The sequence below is a fragment of the Micromonospora mangrovicola genome (assembly GCF_047200535.1).
Lineage (GTDB): Bacteria > Actinomycetota > Actinomycetes > Mycobacteriales > Micromonosporaceae > Micromonospora.
The window spans coordinates 21,880-44,762 of record NZ_JBJZOG010000036.1 but is presented as its reverse complement, the minus strand read 5'-3'; the positions used below and the strand labels follow the sequence as shown (position 1 = coordinate 44,762).

22 protein-coding genes are annotated in these 22,883 nt (G+C 73.6%); all 22 read left to right on the top strand.

Annotated elements, in window-relative coordinates:
• The first annotated feature begins 46 nt into the window (after positions 1-46).
• The 22 genes from mraZ (at position 47) to ACL02O_RS16640 (ending at position 22,871) form a co-directional block, all read left to right on the top strand.
• Complete coding sequence (gene mraZ, locus ACL02O_RS16745) at positions 47-478, top strand: division/cell wall cluster transcriptional repressor MraZ (protein WP_412819005.1); 432 nt, start codon at positions 47-49, stop codon at positions 476-478.
• A 207-nt stretch (positions 479-685) separates the two neighbouring features.
• On the top strand, positions 686-1,795 hold the full coding sequence (rsmH, locus tag ACL02O_RS16740) for a 16S rRNA (cytosine(1402)-N(4))-methyltransferase RsmH (protein WP_412819004.1): 1,110 nt from the start codon (positions 686-688) through the stop codon (positions 1,793-1,795).
• On the top strand, positions 1,792-2,385 hold the full coding sequence (locus ACL02O_RS16735) for a hypothetical protein (RefSeq protein WP_412819003.1): 594 nt from the start codon (positions 1,792-1,794) through the stop codon (positions 2,383-2,385). The genes rsmH and ACL02O_RS16735 overlap by 4 nt, the downstream gene beginning before the upstream one ends.
• A 3-nt stretch (positions 2,386-2,388) precedes the next feature.
• Complete coding sequence (locus ACL02O_RS16730; protein ID WP_412819002.1) at positions 2,389-4,599, top strand: peptidoglycan D,D-transpeptidase FtsI family protein; 2,211 nt, start codon at positions 2,389-2,391, stop codon at positions 4,597-4,599.
• Between the two features lie 52 nt (positions 4,600-4,651).
• Complete coding sequence (locus ACL02O_RS16725) at positions 4,652-6,214, top strand: UDP-N-acetylmuramoyl-L-alanyl-D-glutamate--2,6-diaminopimelate ligase (RefSeq protein WP_412819001.1); 1,563 nt, start codon at positions 4,652-4,654, stop codon at positions 6,212-6,214.
• Positions 6,211-7,608 carry a UDP-N-acetylmuramoyl-tripeptide--D-alanyl-D-alanine ligase gene (locus tag ACL02O_RS16720; RefSeq protein WP_412819000.1) on the top strand — a complete coding sequence of 466 codons (1,398 nt, stop codon included), beginning with the start codon at positions 6,211-6,213 and terminating at the stop codon, positions 7,606-7,608. Before ACL02O_RS16725 ends, ACL02O_RS16720 begins: the two co-directional genes overlap by 4 nt.
• Positions 7,605-8,729 carry a phospho-N-acetylmuramoyl-pentapeptide-transferase gene (mraY, locus tag ACL02O_RS16715; RefSeq protein WP_412818999.1) on the top strand — a complete coding sequence of 375 codons (1,125 nt, stop codon included), beginning with the start codon at positions 7,605-7,607 and terminating at the stop codon, positions 8,727-8,729. Before ACL02O_RS16720 ends, mraY begins: the two co-directional genes overlap by 4 nt.
• 239 nt (positions 8,730-8,968) lie before the next feature.
• Positions 8,969-10,384, top strand: a complete 1,416-nt coding sequence (locus tag ACL02O_RS16710) for an FtsW/RodA/SpoVE family cell cycle protein (RefSeq protein WP_412819022.1) — start codon at positions 8,969-8,971, stop codon at positions 10,382-10,384.
• On the top strand, positions 10,384-11,490 hold the full coding sequence (gene murG / locus ACL02O_RS16705; protein WP_412818998.1) for an undecaprenyldiphospho-muramoylpentapeptide beta-N-acetylglucosaminyltransferase: 1,107 nt from the start codon (positions 10,384-10,386) through the stop codon (positions 11,488-11,490). The genes ACL02O_RS16710 and murG overlap by 1 nt, the downstream gene beginning before the upstream one ends.
• A 31-nt stretch (positions 11,491-11,521) precedes the next feature.
• Positions 11,522-13,012 carry a UDP-N-acetylmuramate--L-alanine ligase gene (gene murC / locus ACL02O_RS16700; RefSeq protein ID WP_412818997.1) on the top strand — a complete coding sequence of 497 codons (1,491 nt, stop codon included), beginning with the start codon at positions 11,522-11,524 and terminating at the stop codon, positions 13,010-13,012.
• A complete protein-coding gene (locus ACL02O_RS16695) occupies positions 13,009-13,827 on the top strand; it encodes a cell division protein FtsQ/DivIB (RefSeq protein ID WP_412818996.1) in 819 nt (272 codons plus the stop codon). Before murC ends, ACL02O_RS16695 begins: the two co-directional genes overlap by 4 nt.
• A gap of 261 nt (positions 13,828-14,088) precedes the next feature.
• A complete protein-coding gene (gene ftsZ, locus ACL02O_RS16690) occupies positions 14,089-15,201 on the top strand; it encodes a cell division protein FtsZ (protein ID WP_412818995.1) in 1,113 nt (370 codons plus the stop codon).
• Positions 15,202-15,210: 9 nt separating this feature from the next.
• Positions 15,211-15,957 carry a YggS family pyridoxal phosphate-dependent enzyme gene (locus ACL02O_RS16685; RefSeq protein ID WP_412818994.1) on the top strand — a complete coding sequence of 249 codons (747 nt, stop codon included), beginning with the start codon at positions 15,211-15,213 and terminating at the stop codon, positions 15,955-15,957.
• Between the two features lie 195 nt (positions 15,958-16,152).
• Positions 16,153-16,845: a cell division protein SepF gene (locus ACL02O_RS16680; protein WP_412818993.1), complete on the top strand. Its 693-nt coding sequence runs from the start codon at positions 16,153-16,155 to the stop codon at positions 16,843-16,845.
• A gap of 27 nt (positions 16,846-16,872) precedes the next feature.
• Positions 16,873-17,178 carry a YggT family protein gene (locus tag ACL02O_RS16675; protein WP_412818992.1) on the top strand — a complete coding sequence of 102 codons (306 nt, stop codon included), beginning with the start codon at positions 16,873-16,875 and terminating at the stop codon, positions 17,176-17,178.
• Positions 17,179-17,220: 42 nt separating this feature from the next.
• The gene (locus tag ACL02O_RS16670) at positions 17,221-18,027 is read left to right on the top strand and encodes a DivIVA domain-containing protein (protein ID WP_412818991.1); all 807 of its coding nucleotides are present in this window, start codon (positions 17,221-17,223) and stop codon (positions 18,025-18,027) included.
• 72 nt (positions 18,028-18,099) lie between these two features.
• Positions 18,100-18,792 (top strand): hypothetical protein, encoded by a 693-nt coding sequence (locus ACL02O_RS16665; RefSeq protein WP_412818990.1) that lies wholly within the window; start codon positions 18,100-18,102, stop codon positions 18,790-18,792.
• Positions 18,789-19,094, top strand: a complete 306-nt coding sequence (locus ACL02O_RS16660; protein ID WP_412818989.1) for a DUF167 domain-containing protein — start codon at positions 18,789-18,791, stop codon at positions 19,092-19,094. Before ACL02O_RS16665 ends, ACL02O_RS16660 begins: the two co-directional genes overlap by 4 nt.
• Positions 19,095-19,116: 22 nt before the next feature.
• The gene (locus ACL02O_RS16655) at positions 19,117-20,619 is read left to right on the top strand and encodes a potassium/proton antiporter (RefSeq protein ID WP_412818988.1); all 1,503 of its coding nucleotides are present in this window, start codon (positions 19,117-19,119) and stop codon (positions 20,617-20,619) included.
• Positions 20,620-20,841: 222 nt separating this feature from the next.
• Positions 20,842-21,261, top strand: a complete 420-nt coding sequence (locus ACL02O_RS16650) for a TraR/DksA family transcriptional regulator (protein ID WP_412818987.1) — start codon at positions 20,842-20,844, stop codon at positions 21,259-21,261.
• A 66-nt stretch (positions 21,262-21,327) separates the two neighbouring features.
• Positions 21,328-21,930, top strand: a complete 603-nt coding sequence (lspA, locus tag ACL02O_RS16645) for a signal peptidase II (RefSeq protein ID WP_412818986.1) — start codon at positions 21,328-21,330, stop codon at positions 21,928-21,930.
• On the top strand, positions 21,927-22,871 hold the full coding sequence (locus ACL02O_RS16640) for an RluA family pseudouridine synthase (RefSeq protein WP_412818985.1): 945 nt from the start codon (positions 21,927-21,929) through the stop codon (positions 22,869-22,871). Before lspA ends, ACL02O_RS16640 begins: the two co-directional genes overlap by 4 nt.
• Positions 22,872-22,883: the final 12 nt, after the last annotated feature.

Sequence of the window (22,883 nt, the reverse complement as noted above, 5' to 3'; positions counted from 1 at the left end):
GGTCAGCGGCGCCGCGAACGCCGCTCAGGGCGAGGGGGTTGGGCCGATGTTCCTCGGCACCCACACTCCGCGCCTGGACGACAAAGGCCGGTTGATCCTTCCGGCGAAGTTCCGGGATGAGCTGGCGGGGGGTGTCGTGATCACCAAAGGGCAGGAGCGCTGCCTCTACGTCTTCCCGATGCCCGAGTTCCAGCGGATCGCCGACCAGTTGCGCGCGCAGCCGATGACGAGCAAGGCGGCCCGGGCCTACAGCCGGGTCTTCTTCGCCAGCGCGCACGACGAGGTCCCGGACCGGCAGGGGCGGGTCACCATCCCCGCGCACCTGCGCTCGTACGCCGCGCTCGACCGGGATCTGGTCGTGATCGGCGCGAGCACCCGGGTGGAGATCTGGGACAAGGCGGCCTGGGAGGCGTACCTCGCGGAGAGCGAAGACGACTTCGCCGACATCGAGGAGGGGGTGCTGCCCGGCGGTCTGTAGGGCGTGACGGCGCCCGACGTACTGCGAGATCTCCAGCCGCTTTCGAGTTCCTGGCACCCCTTCCCCGGTGCCAGGCGCACGATCCGATACGGAGGGCCGCGGCCTCCGGCGGGCGAGAGCGGATGGGGATCTGGCGGTATGACGAGGCGTCGTGACGACAACGGACGCAGCACGGACGGAAGTGGGTCTGAACCAGTGGGGGTCGACATGGGGGAGCTACGCGGCACGCACGTGCCGGTGCTGCTCGAGCGGTGTCTCGAGTTGCTGTCCCCCGCGCTGGGGCGGGCCGGGCGCACCGTGCACGTCGACGCCACGCTGGGGCTGGCGGGCCACGCCGAGGCGGTGCTGGAGGCGCACCCGAACACGGTGCTGATCGGCCTGGACCGGGACACCGAGGCCCTCGCCCACGCGCGGGTCCGGCTGGCCCGGTTCGCCGACCGGATCCACCTCGAGCACGCCGTCTACGACGAGCTGCCCGAGGTGCTCGACCGGCTCGGGTACCCGGCGATCGACGGCGTCCTGTTCGACCTCGGCGTCTCGTCCCTGCAACTGGACGCGCCCGACCGCGGGTTCGCGTACGCGCAGGACGCGCCGCTGGACATGCGGATGGACCAGACCCGGGGGGTGACCGCCGAGGAGGTGGTCAACACCTACTCCCACCCGGAGCTGGCCCGGGTGCTGCGGGTGTACGGCGAGGAGAAGTTCGCCGGGCGGATCGCCTCGGCGATCATCCGGGAGCGCGAGCGGGCCCCGATCACCTCCTCGGCGCGACTGGCCGAACTGGTCCGGGAGAGCATTCCGGCACCAGCCCGGCGAACCGGGGGGCACCCGGCAAAGAGAACGTTTCAGGCTTTACGGATCGAGGTAAACAGGGAACTGGCAGCGCTGGAGACGGCGCTGCCGGCCGCTCTGGACAAGCTCACCGTGGGCGGCCGCATGGTGGTCCTGTCCTACCACTCGCTGGAGGACCGGCTCACCAAGCAGGCGCTCGCCGACCGGGTCCGCAGCAAGGGCCCGGTCGACCTCCCGGTCGAACTGCCCGGGTCGGGCCCGACGTTCCGGCTGCTCAGCCGGGGCGCCGAGCTTCCCGGGGAGGCCGAGGTCGCGGCCAACCCGCGCGCCGCCTCGGTGCGGCTGCGGGCCGCGGAGCGGCTCGACCCGGAGGCGGCCCGGCAGGGGCGTACCGACCGCGAACGGTACCGCCGCCGGGTGAAGGCGATGCACCAACCGGGGACGGGGTCACCGGGGTCCGGCAAGGGCCCGGGTTCGGCTCCGGGGGACGGGAACGGGACGGACGAAGAGGGGGAGGGGACATGAACGTCGACAAGCGCGACGGCCGCAACGCCGTCGGGCAGCGCGCACCGCGGTCGGGGGGCCGGACCACGGCGCAGCGCAGCACGCGGACCACGACGGCGGGGGCCGACCGGCCCGACCGCCGGCCGGAGACTCGCGCCCGGGGGGCGCGCGAGTTTCCCACCCAGGGCAGCGCCGCGCTGCGGCCGGCCGAGCGGACCCGGAGCACCGACGTCACGGCACCACGGCTGCGGGTCGCCCCGCCGCCGCCGGTGCGGGTGCCGCGGGCCCCGTTCGCCGGGCTGATCGTGGTGCTGGTGGTCGGCGGGGTGCTCGGCATCCTGGCGGTCAACACGAAGATCAACGAGAACGCCTTCAAGCTGGAGAAGCTGCAGCAGCAGCAGGCCAAGCTCGACGTCGACCAGCAGCAGCTGGAGAAGGAGATCGCCGAGCAGAAGGCCCCGGGCAACCTCACCGCCAACGCCCGCAAGCTCGGCCTGGTCGAGTCGGGGGACCCGGCGTACATCCGGCTGCCGGACGGGAAGATGATCGGCGTCCCGCACCCGGCGGAGGGCGCGCCGGCCATCACCAGCCAGCAGGGCAACGGGGGCTGAGCGGTGCCGCCGAGATCGGAGGATCCGCGCCGGGACGCCACGGGCTCCCGGCGCGGTTCGTCCCGGGGCGGCGAGCCCCGGGAGCCGGGCGTCGGCGGCATCTCCGACGCCCGGGCGTACACCCCCCGGGGACGGACCATCCGGGAGGGTGGCGGGGCCGCGCGTACCGGCGTGGGCGGGGGCGCCGAGCAACGGCGTACCCCGCGCAGCAGCCGCTCCGGCGACCCGTTCCGGCCGGCGTTGCAGGTGCTCGACGGCGGCCGGGTCGGGCCGACCCGCGCCGGCCGCCGGGAGACCGCCCCGGGAGGTCGGACCGGCGTGGTCCGCACCGTGTCGACCCGGCCGGCGCGGGAGCCCTTCGACGACGACGAGCCGCCGCCACCCCGGCGCCGGCCGGGCCCGCGCCGCCCGCAGCGCCCCGCCGCCCGGCGGCCGTCGCGCAAGCCGCGCCGCCCGCCGAGGCTCGGTGACCCGCGCCGGCGGCTGCGGCTCGGCACCCTGCTCGTGCTGGCGCTGTTCGCCACCATCGGCATCCGGCTGGTCTTCCTGCAGACCGTCACCACCCCGGCGTACGCCGACGGCGGGCTGCCCAGCCGGCTCGCCACGGTCGAGCTGCCGGCCCCGCGCGGGGCCATCTACGACCGCACCGGCGAACCGCTGGCGCACAGCGTGGAGGCGCGGTACGTCTACGCCGACCCGGTCCTGGTCAAGGACCGGTTCGCCACCGCGCGACTGCTCTCCCCGCTGCTCGGCGTGTCGGTCTCCGAACTGGCCGACCGGATGAGGCAGCGCACCCTGCCCGGCGGGACCACCAAGTCGCGGTTCGAGTACCTGGCCCGCGGGGTCGACGTCGACCGGGCCAAGCAGATCATGGCGCTGGACCTGGCCGGCATCGGCGTGCACCGCGACGAGCGGCGCGAGGTGCCCGGCGGCGACCTGGCCGCCAACCTGATCGGCTTCGTCAGCCAGGACATGGTCGGCCTGGAGGGCCTGGAGGCCAAGTACGACGACCTGCTGGAGGGCCAGGCCGGCAAGAAGACGTACGAGATCGGGCGGGGCGACCTGGCCGCGCCGATCCCGGGCGGCTACAGCCTGACCACCCCGGCCAAGCCCGGTGGCTCGCTGCAACTGACCATCGACCGCGACCTCCAGTTCATGACGCAGCGGATCCTGTCCACCCAGATGGCCCGGACGCGGGGCAGCGTCGGCGCCGCGGTGATCATCGACTCGCCGACCGGTGAGGTGCTGGCCCAGGCGAGCTACCCCGGCTACAACGCGGCCGACCCGGAGAAGGTCAACTCGCCGCGCGACCGGGAGGACGCGGCCACCAGCTTCATCGTCGACCCGGGCTCGATCCACAAGGCGATCACCTACGGCGCCGCGCTCCAGGAGGGCGTGATCACCCCGGACACCGCGTTCCCGGTCGCCAACAGCATCCGCGAGGGCGACACGGTCTTCCGCGACACCCATCCGGCGAACGGGCGGACGATGAGCATCCCCGGGATGCTCGCCTTCTCCTCCAACGTGGGGACCATCGAGATCGCCGACAAGCTGGGCCGGGACCGGCTGATCGACTACCAGAAGCGGTTCGGGCTCGGGCAGGCCACCGGCGAGGGGATGCCGGGCGAGGCGCCCGGCCGCCTGCTCCCCCCCGACCAGTGGAGCGGCTCGTCGTACGGCTCGGTGCCGATCGGGCACAGCGTGGACGCCACCCCGTTGCAGATGGCGGCCGCGTACAACGCGATCGCCAACGACGGCACGTACGTCCAGCCGCACCTGATCAAAGCCGTGATCGGCGCGGACGGGAAGAAGACGCCGTCCCCGCCCCCGGTCACCCGTCCGGTGCTCAGCCCGCAGAACGCGGTGGCGCTGCGCACCATGCTGGAGGCGGTCACCACGGTCGACGGTCCCGACGGGCGGGCCACCGGCGTGGCCGCCGCCGTGCCCGGCTACCGGGTGGCCGGCAAGACCGGCACCGGCCTGCGGTACGACAACGGGGTGCGGCAGCCCGGGGAGGTCGGCTCGTTCATCGGGATGGCCCCGGCGGAGAAGCCGCGGTACGTGGTCGCGGTCTTCGTCTGGAGTCCGGGCGGCGAGGGCGGCGCGGTGGCCGCGCCGGCCTTCCGGCAGATCATGGGCTTCACCCTGCAGCACTACCGGGTGCCGCCCTCGGCGACCGACCGGTCCCCGAAGTTCGAGGTCTTTCCGCGCTGAGCGGGGACGGCGGGACATCATCGGTGAGTGGCGACGAACCACCGGGGCGGCTGTGGGGTCGGAACCGGACGACCGGGTAGGGTCTGACGCCGTGCCCGGCAATCCACGTCCCCGTACCGTGAATCCCGCCCGGCTCGGCGACCTCGCCGCCCGGGTGGGCAGCGTGCCGCCCGACGGGGCCGCCGAGGTGGCGGTCACCGGGGTGACCCACGCCAGCCAGGAGGTCCGCCCCGGCGACCTGTACGCGGCCCTGCCCGGCGCCCGCCGGCACGGTGCGGAGTTCGCCGCCGGCGCGGCCGAGGCGGGTGCGGTGGCCGTGCTGACCGACCCGGCCGGCGTCGAGCTGGCCGCCCCCGCGGGCCTGCCCGTGCTGGTGGTGGACGACCCCCGGGCGGTGCTCGGCGAGATCGCCGCCACCGTCTACGGCGACCCCACCGCCGGGCTGCTGATGATCGGCGTGACCGGCACCGCCGGCAAGACCTCCACCAGCTACCTGGTCGAGTCCGGGCTGCGCGCCGCCGGTTACACCACCGGCCTGATCGGCACGGTCGAGACCCGCCTCGGCGACCTGGTCATCGACAGCGTGCGGACCACCCCGGAGGCGACCGACCTGCACGCGATGCTCGCCGTGGCCCGCGAGCGTGGGGTCGACGCGGTGGTCATGGAGGTGTCCAGCCACGCCCTGGCCATGGGCCGGGTCGGCGGGGTGCGGTTCACGGTCGGCGGCTACACCAACTTCGGCTCCGACCACCTGGACTTCCACGCCGACGAGGCCGACTACTTCGCGGCCAAGGCGAAGCTCTTCGACGGGCGCTGCCAGGTGGAGGTGCTCAACCACGACGACCCGGCGCTGCGCCCGCTGCGCAAGCCGGCGACCGTGACCTACTCGGCGGCCGGCGACCCGACCGCCACCTGGTGGGCCGACGGCATCGAGGGCGAGGGCTACGCGCAGCGCCTGACCGCGCACGGCCCGGGCGGCGTGACCCTGCCGACCGGGGTGGCGCTGCCCGGCCGGCACAACGTGGCCAACGCGCTGCTCGCCATCGCCGTCCTGGTGGCCGCCGGGGTAGACCCGGCCACCGCCGCTGCCGGGGTGGCCGCCTGCGGCGGGGTGCCCGGCCGGCTGGAGCTGGTCAGCGGCGACGCCCCGGTGCGGGGGGTGGTCGACTACGCGCACAAGGCGAACGCCATCGAGGCGGTCCTGGTGGCCCTGCGCGGCCTGACCGCCGGCCGGCTGATCTGCGTCGTGGGCGCCGGTGGCGACCGGGACCGGGGCAAGCGGCCGGTGATGGGCGCGACCGCGGCGGAGGGCGCCGACGTGGTGCTGGTGACCGACGACAATCCGCGCAACGAGGACCCGGCGGCGATCCGGGCCGAGGTGCTGGCCGGCGCGTACGGGGCGAACAGCGCCGCGCGGATCATCGAGGTGCCCGGCCGGCGGGCCGCGATCGAGGAGGCGGTCCGGGTGGCCGAACCGGGTGACGTGGTGGCGCTGCTGGGCAAGGGCCAGGAACGCGGCCAGGAGATCAACGGCGAGGTGCTGCCGTTCGACGACCGGGTGGAGCTGGCGGAGGCGCTGCGCGCCCGCTTCGGTGACCTGGTGGGGCAGCGATGATCCCGCTGAGCCTGGCCGAGGTCGCGGCGGCCGTCGGGGGCCGGCTGGTCGCCGCCGATCCGGACTCCCGGGTCACCGGCACGGTGGAGTTCGACTCCCGCAAGGTCGTCCCGGGCGGGCTCTTCGTCGCCTTCCCCGGCGAGAACGTGGACGGGCACGACTACGCGGCCGGCGCGGTGTCTGCCGGTGCGGTGGCCGTGCTCGGCACCCGCGAGGTGCCCGGCGTGCCGATGGTGCTGGTCCCGGACGCTCTCGACGCGATGGGCCGGCTGGCCCGCGCCGTGGTCGACCGGCTGCCCGGGCTGACCGTGATCGGGTTGACCGGCTCCTCCGGCAAGACCACGACCAAGGACCTGATCGCCCAGCTCGCCGTCCGGCTCGGCCCGACCGTGGCCCCGCCCGGCTCGTTCAACAACGAGCTGGGCCACCCCTACACCGCGCTGCAGGCCGGCCCGGAGAGCCGCTACCTGGTGATGGAGAAGGGCGCCCGGGGGGTGGGGCACGTCCGCTACCTGTGCGACGTGGTGCCGCCGCGGATCTCCGTGGTGCTCAACGTCGGCGTGGCGCACATCGGCGAGTTCGGCTCGGTGGAGACCATCGCCCTGGCCAAGGGGGAGCTGGTCGAGGCGCTGCCCGCCGACGGGCTGGCGGTGCTGAACGCCGACGACCCCCTCGTGGACGCGATGGCGTCGCGGACCAGCGCCCGGGTGGTCCGGTACGGCGAGTCGGAGCGGGCCGACGTGCGGGCGGTGGACGTGACGGTCGACGGGCGGGGACGCCCGTCGTACACGCTGGTGACCCCGGAGGGGAGCGCGCCGGTGCGGCTCGGGCTGACCGGGCGGCACCAGGTCTCGAACTCGCTCGCCGCCGCGGCGGTCGCCCGTGAGCTGGGGATGCCCCTGGCCGAGCTGGCCGCCGCGCTGGGCGAACTGGGCCTGGTCTCCACCCGCCGGATGGACGTCTCCGAACGCCCCGACGGGGTCACCGTGATCGACGACTCGTACAACGCCAACCCGGCTTCGATGGCGGTCGCGCTGCGGGCGCTGGCGAGCATGCGCGGGACGGGGCGTACCGTCGCGGTGCTCGGCTACATGGCCGAGTTGGGCGACTTTGAGACGGAGGGGCACCAGCAGGTCGGCCGGCTCGCGGCCGAGCTGGGTGTCGACCGGCTGCTCGTGGTGGGCGAGCCGGCGGCGCCGATCCACGAAGGCGCGACAGCGGTAGGTAATTGGGGAGGAGAGTCGGTGCTGCTCACCGATCAGGCGGCGGCCGTCGAGGTGCTGCGGAGCGAACTACGTCCGGGTGACGTGGTACTGGTGAAGGGCTCCCGGTACCGCACCTGGGAGGTGGCCGACGCACTGCGCGGGGCCACCGGGGGGAAGGTCACTCAATGAGGGCGGTCATCGTCGCCGTCGGGGTCGCCTTCCTCATCTCGCTGTTCTGCACTCCGATCGCGATCAAGGTGTTCACCCGGCTCAAGGCCGGCCAGCCGATCCGGGCCGAGGGCCCGGCCATGCACCAGGGCAAGAAGGGCACGCCGACGATGGGCGGCGTGGTCTTCATCCTGGCCACGGTGATCGCGTACGTCGCCGGCCACCTGGCCCTGACCACCCTGCCGGACGCGCAGATCGCCCAGGTCGAGCCGACCATCACCGCGCTGGTGCTGCTGGGGCTGATGGTGTTCTCCGGCGCTGTCGGCTTCATCGACGACTTTCTCAAGGTCCGCAAGCGGCACAGCGGCGGTCTGAACAAGCGGGGCAAGCTCGCCGGCCAGATCCTGGTCGGCGCGATCTTCGGCGTCATCGCGCTCTACTTCCCGAGCACGATGCAGGACATCAGCGGCAACCGGACCAACGCCGAGACGGTGGGCAGCACCACGCTGAGTTTCATCCGGGACATCCCGGCGCTGGAGATCGGCAAGATCGGTGCGGTGATCGTCATCATCATGGTGGTGATGGCGGCGACGAACGGGGTGAACCTCACCGACGGCCTGGACGGCCTGGCCACCGGCGCCTCGGTGATGGTGCTCGCGGCATACGGGCTGATCGCGTTCTGGCAGTACCGGCACTGGTGCGCCGACCCGAACTACACCGAGGCGTACTGCTACACCGTCCGGGACCCGCTGGAGATCGCGCTGATCGCCGGGGCCGCGGCCGGGGCCTGTGTCGGCTTCCTCTGGTGGAACACCTCGCCGGCCCGGATCTTCATGGGCGACACCGGCGCGCTGGGCCTCGGCGGCCTGATCGCCGGCATGGCGATGTCCACCCGGACCATCCTGCTGCTGCCGATTCTGGGCGGGCTCTTCGTGATCATCACGATGTCCGTGGTGATCCAGATCATCTCGTTCCGGACCACCGGCAAGCGGGTGTTCCGGATGTCGCCGCTGCAGCACCATTTCGAGCTGGCCGGCTGGAGCGAGGTCAACATCGTGGTCCGGTTCTGGATCATCGCCGGCATCGGCGTGGCCATCGCGCTCGGCCTGTTCTACAGCGAGTTCCTCGCCGCGGTGACCTGAGCGACGTCGGTCCGTGACGGAGGGGTCCCCCGGTGTCACCGGGGGACCCCTCCTCCGCGTTCCGACACGCCGACCGGCCGGTTGCGCCACGGGCGGGCGTGCCGAGCCGCGATGATGGGCGGGTGGGGGAGGGACGAGACACCGAGGGCACGACCGACACGCCGGCCCGGCGGCCACCCGCCGCGGCCCGGACGGCCGATCCGCCGGCCCCGTCGCTCGGGCTGGACGCGGCCGGCGGGCTGGCCGCGCTGCGCGGCCTGCTGGCCCGCCCGCTGGCCTCCTACTACCTGCTGCTCTCCAGCGCCGGCCTGCTGCTGCTCATCGGTCTGACCATGGTCTTCTCGGCGACCAGTGTCCGGGACTTCGCGCAGGACGGCGACGCCTCCGCGTCGCTGACCAAGCAGACCGTCTTCGCGGTGATCGGCATCGTGGCCTTCTGGGCCTGCCAGCGGCTGCCCGCCCGCACCTTCCGGGCGGTGAGCCGGCCGATCCTGGGCGTGGCCGTGGTGCTGCTGCTCATTCTCAACCTGCTGGTCGCGCTGGACGCGCTGTTCCGGGTCAGGTCGATCGGCCCGCTCAAGGCCCAGCTGCTCTGGCTCTACCTCGGTCCGGTCTCGGTGCAGCCGGTCGAGGTGGCGAAGTTCGCGCTGGTGCTGTGGGGCGCGCACGTGCTGGCCCGCAAGGGTGCCGCGCTGGGCTGGTGGAAGGAGCTGGCCACCCCGCTCTTCCCGGTGGTCGGCCTGCTCTTCGTGCTGGTCGGCTACAACGACCTCGGCAGCATGCTCTGCCTGCTCGCGCTGGTGATCGGGATGCTCTGGGCGGCCGGGGTGCGGTTGCAGGTGTTCGCCGTGCTCTCCACGGTCGGCCTGGCCGGCGTCGGCCTGCTGGTGGCCGCCGCGTCCCTGGGCGCCGGCTCAGGCTCCCGCGACGCGGAGAACTACCGGTTGACCCGGCTCACCTCGTTCCTCGACCCGCCCGACCCGAAGGCCTGCTTCCAGGAGCAGCTCGAGGGCTGCTACCAGCTCGTCCAGGCCCGCTACGCGGTCCAGCACGGCGGTTGGTTCGGCGTGGGTCTGGGCAAGAGCGCCCTGAAGTGGAACTGGCTGCCCGAGGCGCACAACGACTTCATCTTCGCCATCATCGCCGAGGAGCTCGGCGTGGTCGGCTGCACCGTGGTGCTGGTGCTCTTCGCCGTGCTGGCGTACAGCGGGTTGCGGATCGCCCGGCGGGTGGAGGACCCGTTCCGGCGGCTCGCCGCCGCCGGGGTCACCGCCTGGCTGGTCGGCCAGGCCGTCATCAACATCGGCGGGGTGACCGGGCTGCTGCCGCTGACCGGCGTGCCGCTGCCCTTCATCTCCGACGGCGGCAGCGCCCTGGTGGTCACCCTGGCGGCGGTCGGGATGCTTGCCTCCTTCGCCCGCGCCGAGCCGGATGCGGCCCGAGCCCTGCATGCCCGTCCACCGGCCCGCTGGGTCCGACTAGTGTGGGCCCCGTTGCCGCCGCTTCCCGGCCGGCGCCGCCGACCGGCGTCGCCCGGGGAGGACCGTGGGTCCGTGCCCCGGTCCCGCACGCGGCGGTCCGACGACCGGGCCGCGGCCCGCGACGCCCGGCCCGGCCGGACGCGCATCGGCGCGGCGAGCGAGAGGAGACGCTGATGGGTCCGCTGCGTTCGGTGGTGCTCTGCGGAGGAGGTACGGGTGGGCACATCTACCCGTTGCTCGCCTTCGCCGACTGCCTGCGCCGACACGACCCCAGCGTCCGGATCACCTGCCTGGGCACCCCCAAGGGCCTGGAGAACGAGCTGATCCCGCCGGCCGGCTACGACCTGCGGCAGATCCCCGCCTACCAGCTGCCCCGCTCGGTCAACATGAGCCTGGTCCGCACCCCGGACCGGATGTGGAAGGCGGCCCGCGCGGCGGGCAAGGTGATCGACGAGGTGCAGGCCGACGTGGTGGTCGGCTTCGGCGGGTACGTCTCCGTCCCCGGCTACCTGGCGGCCTGGCGGCGGGAGCTGCCGATCGTCATCCACGAGGTGAACGTGCCGCCGGGCGTGGCCAACCGGCTCGGGATGAAGTTCACCAAGCACGTCGCGGCGGGTTTCCCGCACCAGCCGGCGCAGGCCGAGTCGCTGCGCGACGCCCGGGTGGTCGGCGTGCCGCTGCGCCGGGGCATAGCCGGCCTGGACCGGGCCGCCATGCGCGACGCCGCCCGGGCCCACTTCGGGCTCCGCCCCGACCTGCCGGTGCTCTTCGTCGCCGGCGGCTCGCAGGGCGCCCGCTCGATCAACCTGGCGGTCTCCGGGGCGGCCAAGGAGTTGGCCCGCAACGGCGTGCAGGTGCTGCACGTGATCGGCGCCCGCAACGAGCCCGTCTCCGTCCCCACCGACCTGCCGGTGCCGTACGTGACCCTGCCCTACCTGTCCGAGATGGAGCTGGGGTACGCCGCCGCCGACCTGATGCTGGGCCGGGGCGGGGCGATGACCTGCGCCGAGGTGGCCGCGATCGGCCTGCCCACCATCTACGTGCCGTACCCGCACAGCAACCAGGAGCAGAAGCGCAACGCGCTGCCCGTGGTGGAGGCCGGTGGCGGGCTGCTCGTCGACGACGGCGAGCTCACCCCGGACTGGCTGGAGCGCACGGTGATCCCGCTGATCCGGGACCCGCAGCGGCTCGCCGCGATGGGCGCCGCCGCGGCCGCGTACGGCCGGCGCGACGGCGACGTCGCCCTGCTGAACTTCGTCTACGAGGCGGTGACCCGCTGATGCCGGCCGCCGCTACGGGAAGGTATCTGTCATGAACACCGCGCAGTTCACCCCCGCCGGCACGATGACCGCGGAGGACCTGGGCCGGATCCACCTGATCGGGGTGGGCGGGGTCGGCATGAGCGGCCTGGCCCGGCTCTTCCTCACCCGGGGCCTGCCGGTCTCCGGCAGCGAGCTGCGGGAGTGGCCGTCCCTGGCCGGTCTGCGCGCGCTCGGCGGCACCATCCACATGAGCCACGAGGTGTCGAACCTCGACGGTGTGGACACCGTGGTCTACTCGTCGGCCATCCCCCAGGATCATCTGGAGATGGTCGAGGCCCGCCGGCGCGGCCTGCGGGTGCTGCACCGCTCCGAGGCCCTCGCGGCCGCGATGACCGGCCGGCGGACGGTGGCGGTCGCCGGCACCCACGGCAAGACCACCACCACCTCGATGGTCACCATGGTGCTCCAGCAGGCCGGTACCGACCCGTCCTTCGTGATCGGCGGGGAGATCTCCGAGGTCGGCTCCGGCGCGCACCACGGCACCGGCGAGCACTTCGTGGTCGAGGCGGACGAGAGCGACCGTTCCTTCCTCATCTACCGCCCGTTCGTGTCGATCGTCACGAACATCGAGGCGGATCACCTCAACACCTACGGCGACCTGGCCAGCCTGGAGGCGGCGTTCGCCGAGTTCGCGCGGCTCACCGACCCCGAGGGGTTCATCATCACCTGCGCCGACGACGCGGGCGGCCGGCGGCTGGCCGAGGCGCTGCGCGCCGAGGGGCGCCGGGTCTGGACGTACGGCGCGTCGCCCGACGCCGACCTGCGGATGAGCGAGGTGGCCTCCTCGGCCCACGGGGTGCGCTACCTGGCCGAGGTCGAGGGCCGGTCGCTGGGTGAGATCCGGCTGCCCATCCCCGGGCGGCACATGGCGCTGAACAGCGCCGCGGCGGTGCTCACGGCGTACCTGCTGGGGTTGCCGGTCACCGCGGCCGAGGCGGCGCTCGGCGCGTTCCCCGGGGTGCGGCGGCGCTTCGAGCGCAAGGGTGTGGCGGACGGCGTGCTGGTCTACGACGAGTACGCCTACCACCCGACCTCGATGAGCCTGGCCCTGCAGACGCTGCGCGAGGTGGCCGGCGAGGGCCGACTGATCGTGGTCTTCCAGCCGTACCGGCTCTACCGCACCCGGGACCTTCAGCCGGAGATCGCCGCCGCCCTGGCCATCGCCGACGAGCTGGTGCTGCTGGAGGTCTTCGGGCCGGGCGAGCTGCGCCAGCCCGGTGAGGGCGCGGCGGCGCTGATCGAGGCGGTGCCGCTGCCGGCCGACCGGAAGGTCTTCGTCGAGGCGTGGGACGACGTGCCGGCCGAGGTGGCTCGCCGCGCGCGCCCGGGCGACGTGGTGGTGACCATGGGTGCGCCGCCGATCTCGCTGATGGGCGACCAGTTGCTCGACGCCCTGCTGGCGCGGACCGGCGAGCCGGGCGCCTCGGCGGCGATCGGCACCGGTGTCGGCCCGGACGGCGCGGCGGCCACGGCCGGATGAGCCCCGGCCCGGCCCGTGGCCGGACCCGCGGTCAGGACGGCGGGGCCGGCCGGCGCAACCCGGTGCGGCAGTGGCAGCTGGTCCGGGCGGGCGCCGACGCCGTACCGCCGTCCACCCGGCGGTTCATGGCGCGGGCCCGGCGGCGCCGGATGCGCGCGGCGCTGCCCTGGGCGGTGGCCGCCGGTGTGCTGGCGCTGGCCGGACTCGTCGCCTGGACGGTGCTCGGCACCGGGCTGTTCGGGGTGCGGGAGGTGCGGGTGGTCGGCGCGCGGCTGGTCACCCCGGTCGAGGTCCGCGAGGCCGCGGGCGTGCCGGACGACGCGCCGCTGGCCCGGGTGGACCTCGCCGCGACCGCCCGCCGGGTCGGCGCGCTCGCCCCGGTGGAACGGGCCATCGTGGCGCGGGACTGGCCGGGGACGTTGGTGATCCGGGTGGTGGAGCGGACCCCGGTGGCCGCGGTGCCGCAGGGGGACCGGTTCGCCGTGATCGACCGCGGTGGCGTGGTGTTCCAGGACCTGCCCCGGGCCCCGGCCGGGTTGCCGGTGATCCGGGTGGGCAAGCCCGCGCCGGACGACTCGGGGACACGGGCCGGGCTCGAGGTGCTGGCCGCGCTCAGCCCGCGGCTGCGGGCCGAGCTGGTCTCGGTGGACGTGGCCGGGCTGGCCCGGATCACGCTGCGGCTGCGCGGGGACCGGACGGTGTTCTGGGGTGACGCGACCCGGGGCCGGGAGAAGTCCGAAGTGGCCACCGCACTGCTCGGTCGGAAGGCCGACGCGGTCGACGTCAGCGCCCCGGACGTGGTCACCTATCAGTGATCTGCCGGTCAGCGAAGGTGCCCCGACGCGTCGGGGAATGTGTCGCCCCCCGCTCTCGGCGGCGACACGCCGGTAAGGTCCTTGGCTCATCGCGTGGCGGCGCATACGTTGCCCCGAAGAGATCAGTGGTTGACATAGCCCTAAGCCTCTAGTAGAGGGTGAGGGTTTCGGTCGAGGGACCCGTTGGGAAGTGCTCCGCCGCTGGTCTGGCCAAGCCGTGTGGGGTCGGCCCATGCCAATCTCGAAGGGAAAGGACCGGAGATGACACCTCCGCACAACTACCTGGCGGTCATCAAGGTCGTCGGCATCGGGGGCGGCGGCGTCAACGCCGTCAACCGGATGATCGAGGTTGGGCTCAAGGGCGTCGAGTTCATCGCGATCAACACCGACGCGCAGGCGCTGCTGATGAGCGACGCCGACGTCAAGCTCGACGTCGGCCGGGAGCTGACCCGGGGGCTGGGTGCGGGTGCCAACCCGGACGTCGGCAAGAACGCCGCCGAGGACCACCGCGACGAGATCGAGGAGGTGCTCAAGGGCGCCGACATGGTCTTCGTGACCTGCGGCGAGGGCGGCGGCACCGGCACCGGCGGCGCCCCGGTGGTGGCGAACATCGCCCGCAAGCTCGGCGCGCTGACCATCGGCGTGGTCACCCGGCCGTTCTCGTTCGAGGGCAAGCGCCGCCAGGTGCAGGCCGAGGCCGGCATCGAGGAGCTGCGCAACCAGTGCGACACGCTCATCGTGATCCCGAACGACCGGCTGCTCGCCCTCGGTGATCGCAACATCTCCATGATGGACGCCTTCCGGACCGCCGACCAGGTGCTCCTCTCCGGTGTCCAGGGCATCACCGATCTGATCACCACGCCGGGTCTGATCAACCTGGACTTCGCCGACGTCAAGAGCGTGATGAGCGGTGCCGGCAGCGCGCTGATGGGCATCGGCAGCGCCCGGGGCGAGAACCGCGCCGTCGAGGCGGCCGAGGCGGCCATCTCCAGCCCGCTGCTGGAGCAGAGCATGGATGGCGCGCGGGGCGTGCTGCTCTCCATCGCCGGCGGCTCCGACCTGGGCCTGTTCGAGATCAACGACGCCGCGCAGCTGGTCACCGACGCGGCCCACCCGGACGCCAACATCATCTTCGGCGCGGTCATCGACGACGCACTCGGCGACGAGGTGCGGGTGACCGTGATCGCCGCCGGCTTCGACGGGGGCGCGCCCGCGTACAAGGCGGTGGAGCCGGCCCGCAAGACCAACCAGAACCAGCCGGCCCAGGCGAACGCGCCGGTCACGCCGCCGGCCATGCCGGCCCCGCAGCAGTCGCCGCGGCGGGTGCTCTTCGACGACGTCGACGTGCCCGACTTCCTCAAGAACGGGTCCTGAGCCGCGCCGATGACCGACACTTCCGCCACGGTGCGACCGGATCGTCGCGCCGAGCTCGCGGCCGGGCTCGCCCGGGTACACGCCCGGATCGCCGACGCCTGCGCCGCGGCCGGACGGGACCGGGGTGAGGTCACCCTGGTCGCGGTGACCAAGACCTACCCGGCCGCCGACGTGGTCGCCCTCGCCGGGCTCGGGGTGACCGACGTGGGCGAGAACCGCGACCAGGAGGCGGCCCCGAAGGCGGCCGAGGCGGCGGCGGCCGGGGCGACGCCGCGCTGGCACTTCATCGGCCAGCTGCAGCGCAACAAGTGCCGCTCGGTGGTCCGGTACGCCGATGTCGTCCAGTCGGTCGACAGTGTCCGGCTCGCCGGCGCGCTGGACGCCGCGGCGGCCGGCGCCCGGGACCGGCCGCTGGACGTGCTGGTGCAGGTGAGCATCGACGGCGATCCGGCCCGCGGCGGGGCGCTGCCGGACTCGGCGGACCCGGACCGTGGGCTCGACCCGGTGGCCGGGGCGGTGGCCGGGGCCGGGGCGCTTCGGTTGGGCGGCCTGATGGCGGTGGCGCCGCTGGGTTGGGAACCGGAACGGGCGTTCGCCCGGCTGGCCGAGGTGGCACAACGGTTTTGTGATCGCTTTCCCGAGGCGACCGCGTTGTCGGCGGGGATGAGCGGCGATCTGGAAATCGCGATCGGGTACGGCGCGACACATGTCCGCGTGGGAAGCGCGTTGCTCGGAATGCGCCCCACGCTGCGGTAGCCTGACCGCGAAAGAAGCAAATTACATCAGTGTTGTTCAGGAACGGCGTTCCCGTAGCCGGGGGCCGTGGCGCGCGGATCGCGAATCGCTCGCCAGGGGATTGCCGATCCGGTCCGGTGGGCACTTGTTGTCCACTCGTGATCAAGCGACACGGCACGGGGGCGCGTGCCGCACGGCGGACGGAAGGGCGCGGGGATGGGTGCACTGCGCAAGGCGGGGGTCTGGCTCGGACTCGTCGAGGAGGATGACGAGCGGGCGTACGAGGACGGTGGCTACGACAAGGGTGGCTACCGGGACTCGCGCTACCGGTCGAGCCGGTACTCGGAGGAGTTCGCCGACGAGGAGGACGAGGAGCCCGAGGAGCCGCCGGCGAGCCGTACCCGGGTCGGTGACCGGGGTCGGCTGACCGAGCGCTCCGGCCGGGTCACCGACACCGAGCGGGCCGAGGTGGAGCGGCCGGAGCGGGTCGAGCGGTCCAGCGTCCGCTCGATCACCCGGTCCGGGTCCGGGGAGACCTCCGGCGCGCTGACCTACCACACCCGGGACAACCTCGCCCTGGCTCCGCAGGTGCAGCCGCGGGAGCGGGCGTTGGCCGCCGAGGACGAGCAGCGCTACCAGATCACCACCCTGCACCCGACGACCTACCGCGAGGCGCGCACCATCGGCGAGCACTTCCGGGACGGGGTGCCGGTGATCATCAACCTCACCGAGATGGACGAGGCGGACGCGCGCCGTCTGGTGGACTTCGCCGCCGGGCTCGCGTTCGGTCTGCGCGGTACGATCGAGCGCGTGACCAACCGGGTGTTTCTGCTCTCACCGGCCAACGTCCAGGTCACCGCGGAGGACAAGGCCAAGATCGCTGAGGGCGGCTTTTTCAGCCTGAGCTAGCCCGCTCGACCGAGGGACTCGCCTGCCGTGTTGTCGATCCTGTTCCAGGTGCTCTACCTGATCCTTTTCTTGTTCCTGATTGTGCTGTTGGCCCGATTTGTCCTTGGCGCGGTTCTGGCCTATGGTCGCCGTTGGCAACCGGGTCGGGGCGCCTCGGCGGCATTGGAATCCGTGTGGAGCGTCACTGATCCGCCCCTGCGCGCGTTGAGGCGTGTGATCCCACCACTGCGAATTGGTACCGTGAGCATCGACCTGGCCTCCCTTGTGCTCCTGGTTATCCTGTTCGTGCTGATGAGGTTTGTGTTAACGCCGCTGATCTTGGCTTTTGCCTGACCAGCGCGCTTTTCGCGGCCGCAACTGACCCGAGGAGTTTCGATGCCGCTGACCCCGGCCGACGTCCACAACGTCGCCTTCAAAAAGCCGCCGATCGGCAAGCGGGGGTATGACGAGGAGGAGGTCGACGCCTTCCTGGACGAGGTCGAGCGCGAGCTTGCCCGTCTGATCGAGGAGAACAACGAGCTGCGTGCCCAGGTGGAGCGCGGCGGTCGGGGTGGCGCTCCCGCCGGTCCCGGCGGCGACGCCCGCCTCGCCGCGGAGCTCAACGACGTCAAGGCGCAGCTCGACCGGGTGCAGCGCGACAAGGCGGCCGCCGAGCAGGCGGCCCGGGCGATGCAGGCCGAGCTGGAGCAGGTCCGCACCCAGGGCGGCCCGGCCGCCGGCCCCGACGGCGAGCAGCAGGCGCTGCGGGTGCTGATGATGGCCCAGCGGACCGCTGACGACCACGTGTCGGACGCCCGCCGTGAGGCCGACCAGCTGCTCTCCGAGGCCCGCTCGAAGGCCGAGGAGGTCACCCGCGAGGCCCGCGCCAAGGCCGACGCCCTGGAGCGGGACGCCCGCCAGCGGCACCAGGAGGCCATGGGTGGCCTGGACGCCAAGCGCACCGCGCTGCAGAAGCACATCGAGGAGCTCAAGCAGTTCGAGCGCGAGTACCGCACCCGCCTCAAGGCGTACCTGGAGAGCCAGCTGCGCGACCTCGACGGCCGCGGGCAGGGCTTGGAGGCCGAGATGAACCGGGTCGAGGGCAACCGCTCCGGTGGGGGCAGCAACGGCCTCGCCGCCGCCGGCCTCGCCGGCTCGTACGGAGGCGGCGGCCGCTCGAACTCGCTCGAGTCGGGCCGCTGATCCCGCCGTCGGCGGTCGTTTCCGGACGGCCGCCGGCGACGCAGACCCAACACGACGCGGCGGGGGTGAGCCGTGATAGTCGCCAGCATCCTGCTCATCCTCGTCGCGGTCGCGCTCCTGGTGGCCGGGCTGGCCGGTGGGTCCAGCCCGCTGCTGATCACCTCCATCGCGGCCAGCCTGCTGGCCGCCGTGGCCCTCGTCGCGGGCGCCCGCCAGGCGGCCTCGGCCCGAGCCACGGCGGACCGGAGCGACCGGCCGCGGGACCGCACCGCACCGGGTGGCCCGCCACCCGGCGAGCCGGAGATCCCGGTTCAGCACATCCCGTCGACGATCGGCACCGGTGTATCCGGGTGGCGGCAACCACCCGGATCGCCGGTGACCGACCCGTCGCGACTTCCCCCCGAGTCGTCCGCCGACGATCCGTACCTGGCGCCGGGGCCGCGTGAGTCCTTCGCCGCGGACGTCGACCCGCCGGTGGACGCCCCGGCGCCCACCTCGCCGGAGGGCGACGGCCCGATTGGCGGCGTCCCGCCCGCGGAGCGTCTGACGCAGGCGGAGACCTCCCGGCTGGTCGAGATCTTCGCCGACGTCCGGGTGGTCGACGGTCATCCCCGGTTCCACCTGCCCGACTGCCCCCAGCTGGTGGGCCGGGACGACGAGTCGCTGCCCGTCGCGGAGGCGGTCGGGCTCGGCTTCACCCCGTGCGCCGACTGCGCCCCGGCCAGCACGCTGCTCGCCGACCCACCCCGGAGGAGGTCACGGTGACCGTGGCGGACCCGCTCACCGTCGCCGTCCGGGTGAAGCCCGGGGCCTCCCGGGCCCGCGTCGGCGGGCGCTTCGACGGCCCGCACGGGCCCGCCCTGGTGATCGCCGTGAACGCGCCACCGGTGGACGGCCGGGCCACCGAGGCGGCCCGGCGCGCGCTGGCCGACGCCCTCGGCGTCCGGCCGGCGGCGGTCTCGCTGCGCACCGGTGCCGCCAGCCGGGACAAGCTCTTTCTGGTCGAGCGCCCGGCCCCTGGGCTGGCCGACGTGCTGCGCCGGCTGCGTGACGGATCGGCCGAGTGAGGACCGCCCGGGCCGGTAGCGGATGACGCCCGGGCTGGATCTCGCGCTGCTGCTCGGCGCGGCCGTCCTGCTCGTGGCGGTGGGCGCGGTGCGTTTCTCCACCCGGCTCGGTGTGCCGAGTCTCCTGGTCTACCTCGCGCTCGGGGTGGCGATCGGCGAGGCGGGGCTCGGGATCCGCTTCGACGACGTCGAGCTGACCCGGGTGCTCGGGTTCTGCGCGCTCATCGTGATCATCGCCGAGGGCGGGCTGAGCGCGCGGTGGAGCGCGCTGCGCCCGGTGCTCGGGATGGCCGCCGCGCTCTCCACGGTCGGCGTGCTGGTCAGCATCGCCGTGGTCGGGCTGGTGGTGCACCTGCTGCTCGGCCTGGACTGGCGGCTGGCGCTGCTCTACGGCGCCGTGCTCTCCTCCACCGACGCGGCGGCCGTCTTCGCCACCCTGCGCCGGCTGCGCCTGCCCCCGCGCCTGGTGGCCACCCTGGAGGCGGAGTCCGGCATGAACGACGCCCCCGTGGTGATCGTGGTGGTGCTGCTGTCCCGGGACGCCACGACCGGACACCAGTGGTGGTTCGAGGCCCTGCTGGCCGGTTACGAGCTGGGCGCCGGGGCGGCCGTCGGGGTGGCCGCCGGCATCACCGGGCGGTACGCCCTGCGCCGGGCCGCGCTGCCCGCCGCCGGCCTCTACCCGATCGCGGTGGTCGGCTTCACCGTGCTGGCGTACGCGGCCGGCTCGGTGCTGCACGCCTCCGGCTTCCTCGCCGTCTACGTCGCCGGGGTGCTGCTCGGCAACGCCCGGCTGCCGCACCGGCAGGCCATCCTCGGCTTCGCCGACGGCCTGGCCTGGCTGGCCCAGATCGGCCTCTTCGTCCTGCTGGGCCTGCTGGTGTCGCCGGGCCGGCTGGACGCCGCGGTGCTGCCGGCCGTGGTGACCGGGCTGGCCCTGCTGCTGGTCGCCCGGCCGTTGTCGGTGGCGGTCTCCGCGCTGCCGTTCCGCTTCCCCCGGCGCGAGCAGCTCTTCCTCTCCTGGGCGGGGCTGCGTGGGGCGGTGCCGATCGTGCTGGCGACCATCCCGCTCTCGCTCCGGGTGCCCGGCGCGGACCGGCTCTTCGACGCGGTCTTCGTGCTGGTGGTGATCTTCACCCTGCTCCAGGCCGGCACCCTCGCCCCGGCGGCCCGCCGGCTCGGGGTGACCGCCCCCGCCGAGGCGGCCGAGGTACGGGTCGAGACGGCCCCGCTGGAACAGATGCGCGCCGATCTCCTCCAGCTGGAGGTGCCGCCCGGGTCCCGGCTCGGCGGGGTGCACGTGGACGAGCTAAGGCTGCCGGTGGGGGCCTCGGTGACGCTGGTGCTGCGCGACGGCGCAGGCTTCGTGCCCGGCCCGGACACCCGGCTCAAGGTCGGCGACAGCCTACTCATCGTGGCCACCGCGGAGGCGCGGGACGAGGCGGAGCGGCGGCTGCGCGCGGTCAGTCGCCGGGGTCGGCTGGCCCGGTGGTTTGGCGAGTACGGCGAGGACCGCGACGCTTGATCTGCTAGCGTTCCCTTTGCCCCGATTGGTGGCTGTTCGGGGCTGAATCGCGGTGCGACGGTGCGGTACATTGTCGGACGCCTGTACGTTCCGTATTCTTGCCACCCTCCGGAGTGCGCGGGCCCTGTCGGCCGCGCGCCCGTTTCGTACCTGGGGTACCGATACCGGTGACCCTGACCAGGAACCGCCGACCGCCGCGGTACGCGGCTGAGGGAGCTGACGATGGCGAAGCCAGCCGACATCAAGACCACCGGCCGCAAGCCGGCGGCGAAGGCCACCCGCAGCGCGGCGGAGACCGAGAAGATCCGGGCGGCCCTGGCGGCGCGGCGGGACGAGCTGAATGCCGAGTACGATCAGACGCTGAGTGAGATCACCGAGCTGCAACGCGACCGGCTGACCGACTCGGCCGGGGACGACCAGGCCGACACGGGCACGAAGACGTTCGAGCGGGAGCAGGAGATCTCTCTCGCCAACAGCATCAAGGAGCGGATCACGCAGGTCGAGCGCGCCATGGAGCGGCTCGACGAGGGTGGGTACGGCTGGTGCGAGCGGTGCGGCAACCCGATCCCGGTGGAGCGGCTCGCCGCGTTCCCGTCGGCCACCCTCTGCGTGACCTGCAAGCAGCTGGAGGAGCGGCGCTGAGACCGCTCCCCGGCGGCCGTAGGTGGACGGCGCGCCAGCGCCGTCGAGAGCGTCGATGGGGAGCAGATGACCGCAGCACCGCCCACCGGGTCCGGCACCGCTGAGTCGGCCGGTGGCACGCCCCGCCGCAAGGCGGTCGGGGTCCTCCTCGGCGTCGCCCTGATCGCCCTCGTCGCCGACCTGGTGACCAAGCAGCTCGCGCTCTCGTCCCTCACCGGCCGGGGCCCGATGTCGCTGCTCGGCGGCACCGTCTACCTGACCCTGACCCGCAACAGCGGCGCGGCCTGGAGCATCGGCTCCGGCCACACCTGGGTCTTCCCGCTGATCACCATCGGCGTGATCAGCTGGATCGCCTGGATGTCGCTGCGGCTGCGCTCGCTGCCGTGGGCCGTCTCGCTCGGCCTGGTGCTGGGCGGCGCCCTGGGCAACCTCACCGACCGGATCTTCCGGGCGCCGGGGCACTTCGTCGGCCACGTGGTCGACATGGTCAGCCTCTTCGACCCGTACGGGCAGGTGTGGCCGGTGTTCAACCTGGCCGACAGCTCGCTGGTCTGCGGGGTCGTGCTCGCGGTGATCCTGGAGCTCACCGGCCGGCAGCGGGACGGCTCGCGGGCCGCCGCCGAGCGGTCCGGCGGCGACGCGCCCGCCGAGCAGCGGGAGCGGGCGTGACCTCCGTCTTCGCCGCCGGCGGCGACCACCGGTCCCTGCCCGTCCCGGACGGCCTCGACGGCATGCGCCTGGACCAGGCCGTCGCCCGGCTCTTCGGGCTCTCCCGCACCGCCGCCGCGGCGCTGGTCGACGCCGGGGACGCGCTGGTTGACGGCGCGGCCCGGCCCAACTCGCACAAGGTCAAGGCCGGCTCGTGGCTGGAGGTCACGCTGCCCGCGCCGGCCGCCCCGCCGACCGTGGTGCCGCAGGCGGTGCCGGGCCTGACCGTGGTCTACGCGGACGACGACATCGTCGTGGTGGACAAGCCGGTCGGCGTCGCCGCCCACCCCAGCCCCGGCTGGACCGGCCCGACGGTGATCGGCGGGCTGGCCGGGATCGGCCACCGGATCTCCACCAGCGGCGCCGCCGAGCGGCAGGGCGTGGTGCACCGGCTCGACGTGGGCACCACCGGGATCATGGTGGTGGCCAAGAGCGAACAGGCGTACACCGCGTTGAAGCGGGCGTTCAAGTACCGCGAGGTGGAGAAGCGCTACCACGCGGTGGTGCAGGGTCACCCGGACCCGCTGCGCGGCACCATCGACGCGCCGATCGACCGGCACCCGCACCACGACTACCGCTGGGCGGTCGTCTCCGGCGGCAAGCCGAGCATCACCCACTACGACACCCTGGAGGCGTTCCCGGCGGCCAGCCTGCTCGACGTGCGGCTGGAGACCGGGCGGACCCACCAGATCCGGGTGCACTTCTCCACGCTGCGCCACCCCTGCGTGGGTGACCTGACCTACGGCGCCGACCCGACCCTCTCGGCCCGGCTGGGGCTGGCCCGGCAGTGGCTGCACGCCCGGTCGCTGAGCTTCCTGCACCCGCGCACGGGTGACGAGGTCACCTTCGTCAGCGAGTACCCGGACGACCTGGCCCGGGCGCTGGAGATCCTCCGCGACTGAGCCCACCGAGCA

Excerpts from the sequence above, each read along its gene's own strand:
- ftsZ (WP_412818995.1), top strand. The coding sequence starts at position 14,089 with ATGACACCTCCGCACAACTACCTGGCGGTCATCAAGGTCGTCGGCATC.
- lspA (WP_412818986.1), top strand. The coding sequence starts at position 21,328 with ATGACCGCAGCACCGCCCACCGGGTCCGGCACCGCTGAGTCGGCCGGT.
- murC (WP_412818997.1), top strand. The coding sequence starts at position 11,522 with ATGAACACCGCGCAGTTCACCCCCGCCGGCACGATGACCGCGGAGGAC.
- ACL02O_RS16680 (WP_412818993.1), top strand. The coding sequence starts at position 16,153 with ATGGGTGCACTGCGCAAGGCGGGGGTCTGGCTCGGACTCGTCGAGGAG.
- ACL02O_RS16650 (WP_412818987.1), top strand. The coding sequence starts at position 20,842 with ATGGCGAAGCCAGCCGACATCAAGACCACCGGCCGCAAGCCGGCGGCG.
- rsmH (WP_412819004.1), top strand. The coding sequence starts at position 686 with ATGGGGGAGCTACGCGGCACGCACGTGCCGGTGCTGCTCGAGCGGTGT.
- murG (WP_412818998.1), top strand. The coding sequence starts at position 10,384 with ATGGGTCCGCTGCGTTCGGTGGTGCTCTGCGGAGGAGGTACGGGTGGG.
- ACL02O_RS16655 (WP_412818988.1), top strand. The coding sequence starts at position 19,117 with ATGACGCCCGGGCTGGATCTCGCGCTGCTGCTCGGCGCGGCCGTCCTG.
- ACL02O_RS16685 (WP_412818994.1), top strand. The coding sequence starts at position 15,211 with ATGACCGACACTTCCGCCACGGTGCGACCGGATCGTCGCGCCGAGCTC.
- ACL02O_RS16720 (WP_412819000.1), top strand. The coding sequence starts at position 6,211 with ATGATCCCGCTGAGCCTGGCCGAGGTCGCGGCGGCCGTCGGGGGCCGG.
- mraY (WP_412818999.1), top strand. The coding sequence starts at position 7,605 with ATGAGGGCGGTCATCGTCGCCGTCGGGGTCGCCTTCCTCATCTCGCTG.
- ACL02O_RS16735 (WP_412819003.1), top strand. The coding sequence starts at position 1,792 with ATGAACGTCGACAAGCGCGACGGCCGCAACGCCGTCGGGCAGCGCGCA.
- ACL02O_RS16670 (WP_412818991.1), top strand. The coding sequence starts at position 17,221 with ATGCCGCTGACCCCGGCCGACGTCCACAACGTCGCCTTCAAAAAGCCG.
- ACL02O_RS16695 (WP_412818996.1), top strand. The coding sequence starts at position 13,009 with ATGAGCCCCGGCCCGGCCCGTGGCCGGACCCGCGGTCAGGACGGCGGG.
- mraZ (WP_412819005.1), top strand. The coding sequence starts at position 47 with ATGTTCCTCGGCACCCACACTCCGCGCCTGGACGACAAAGGCCGGTTG.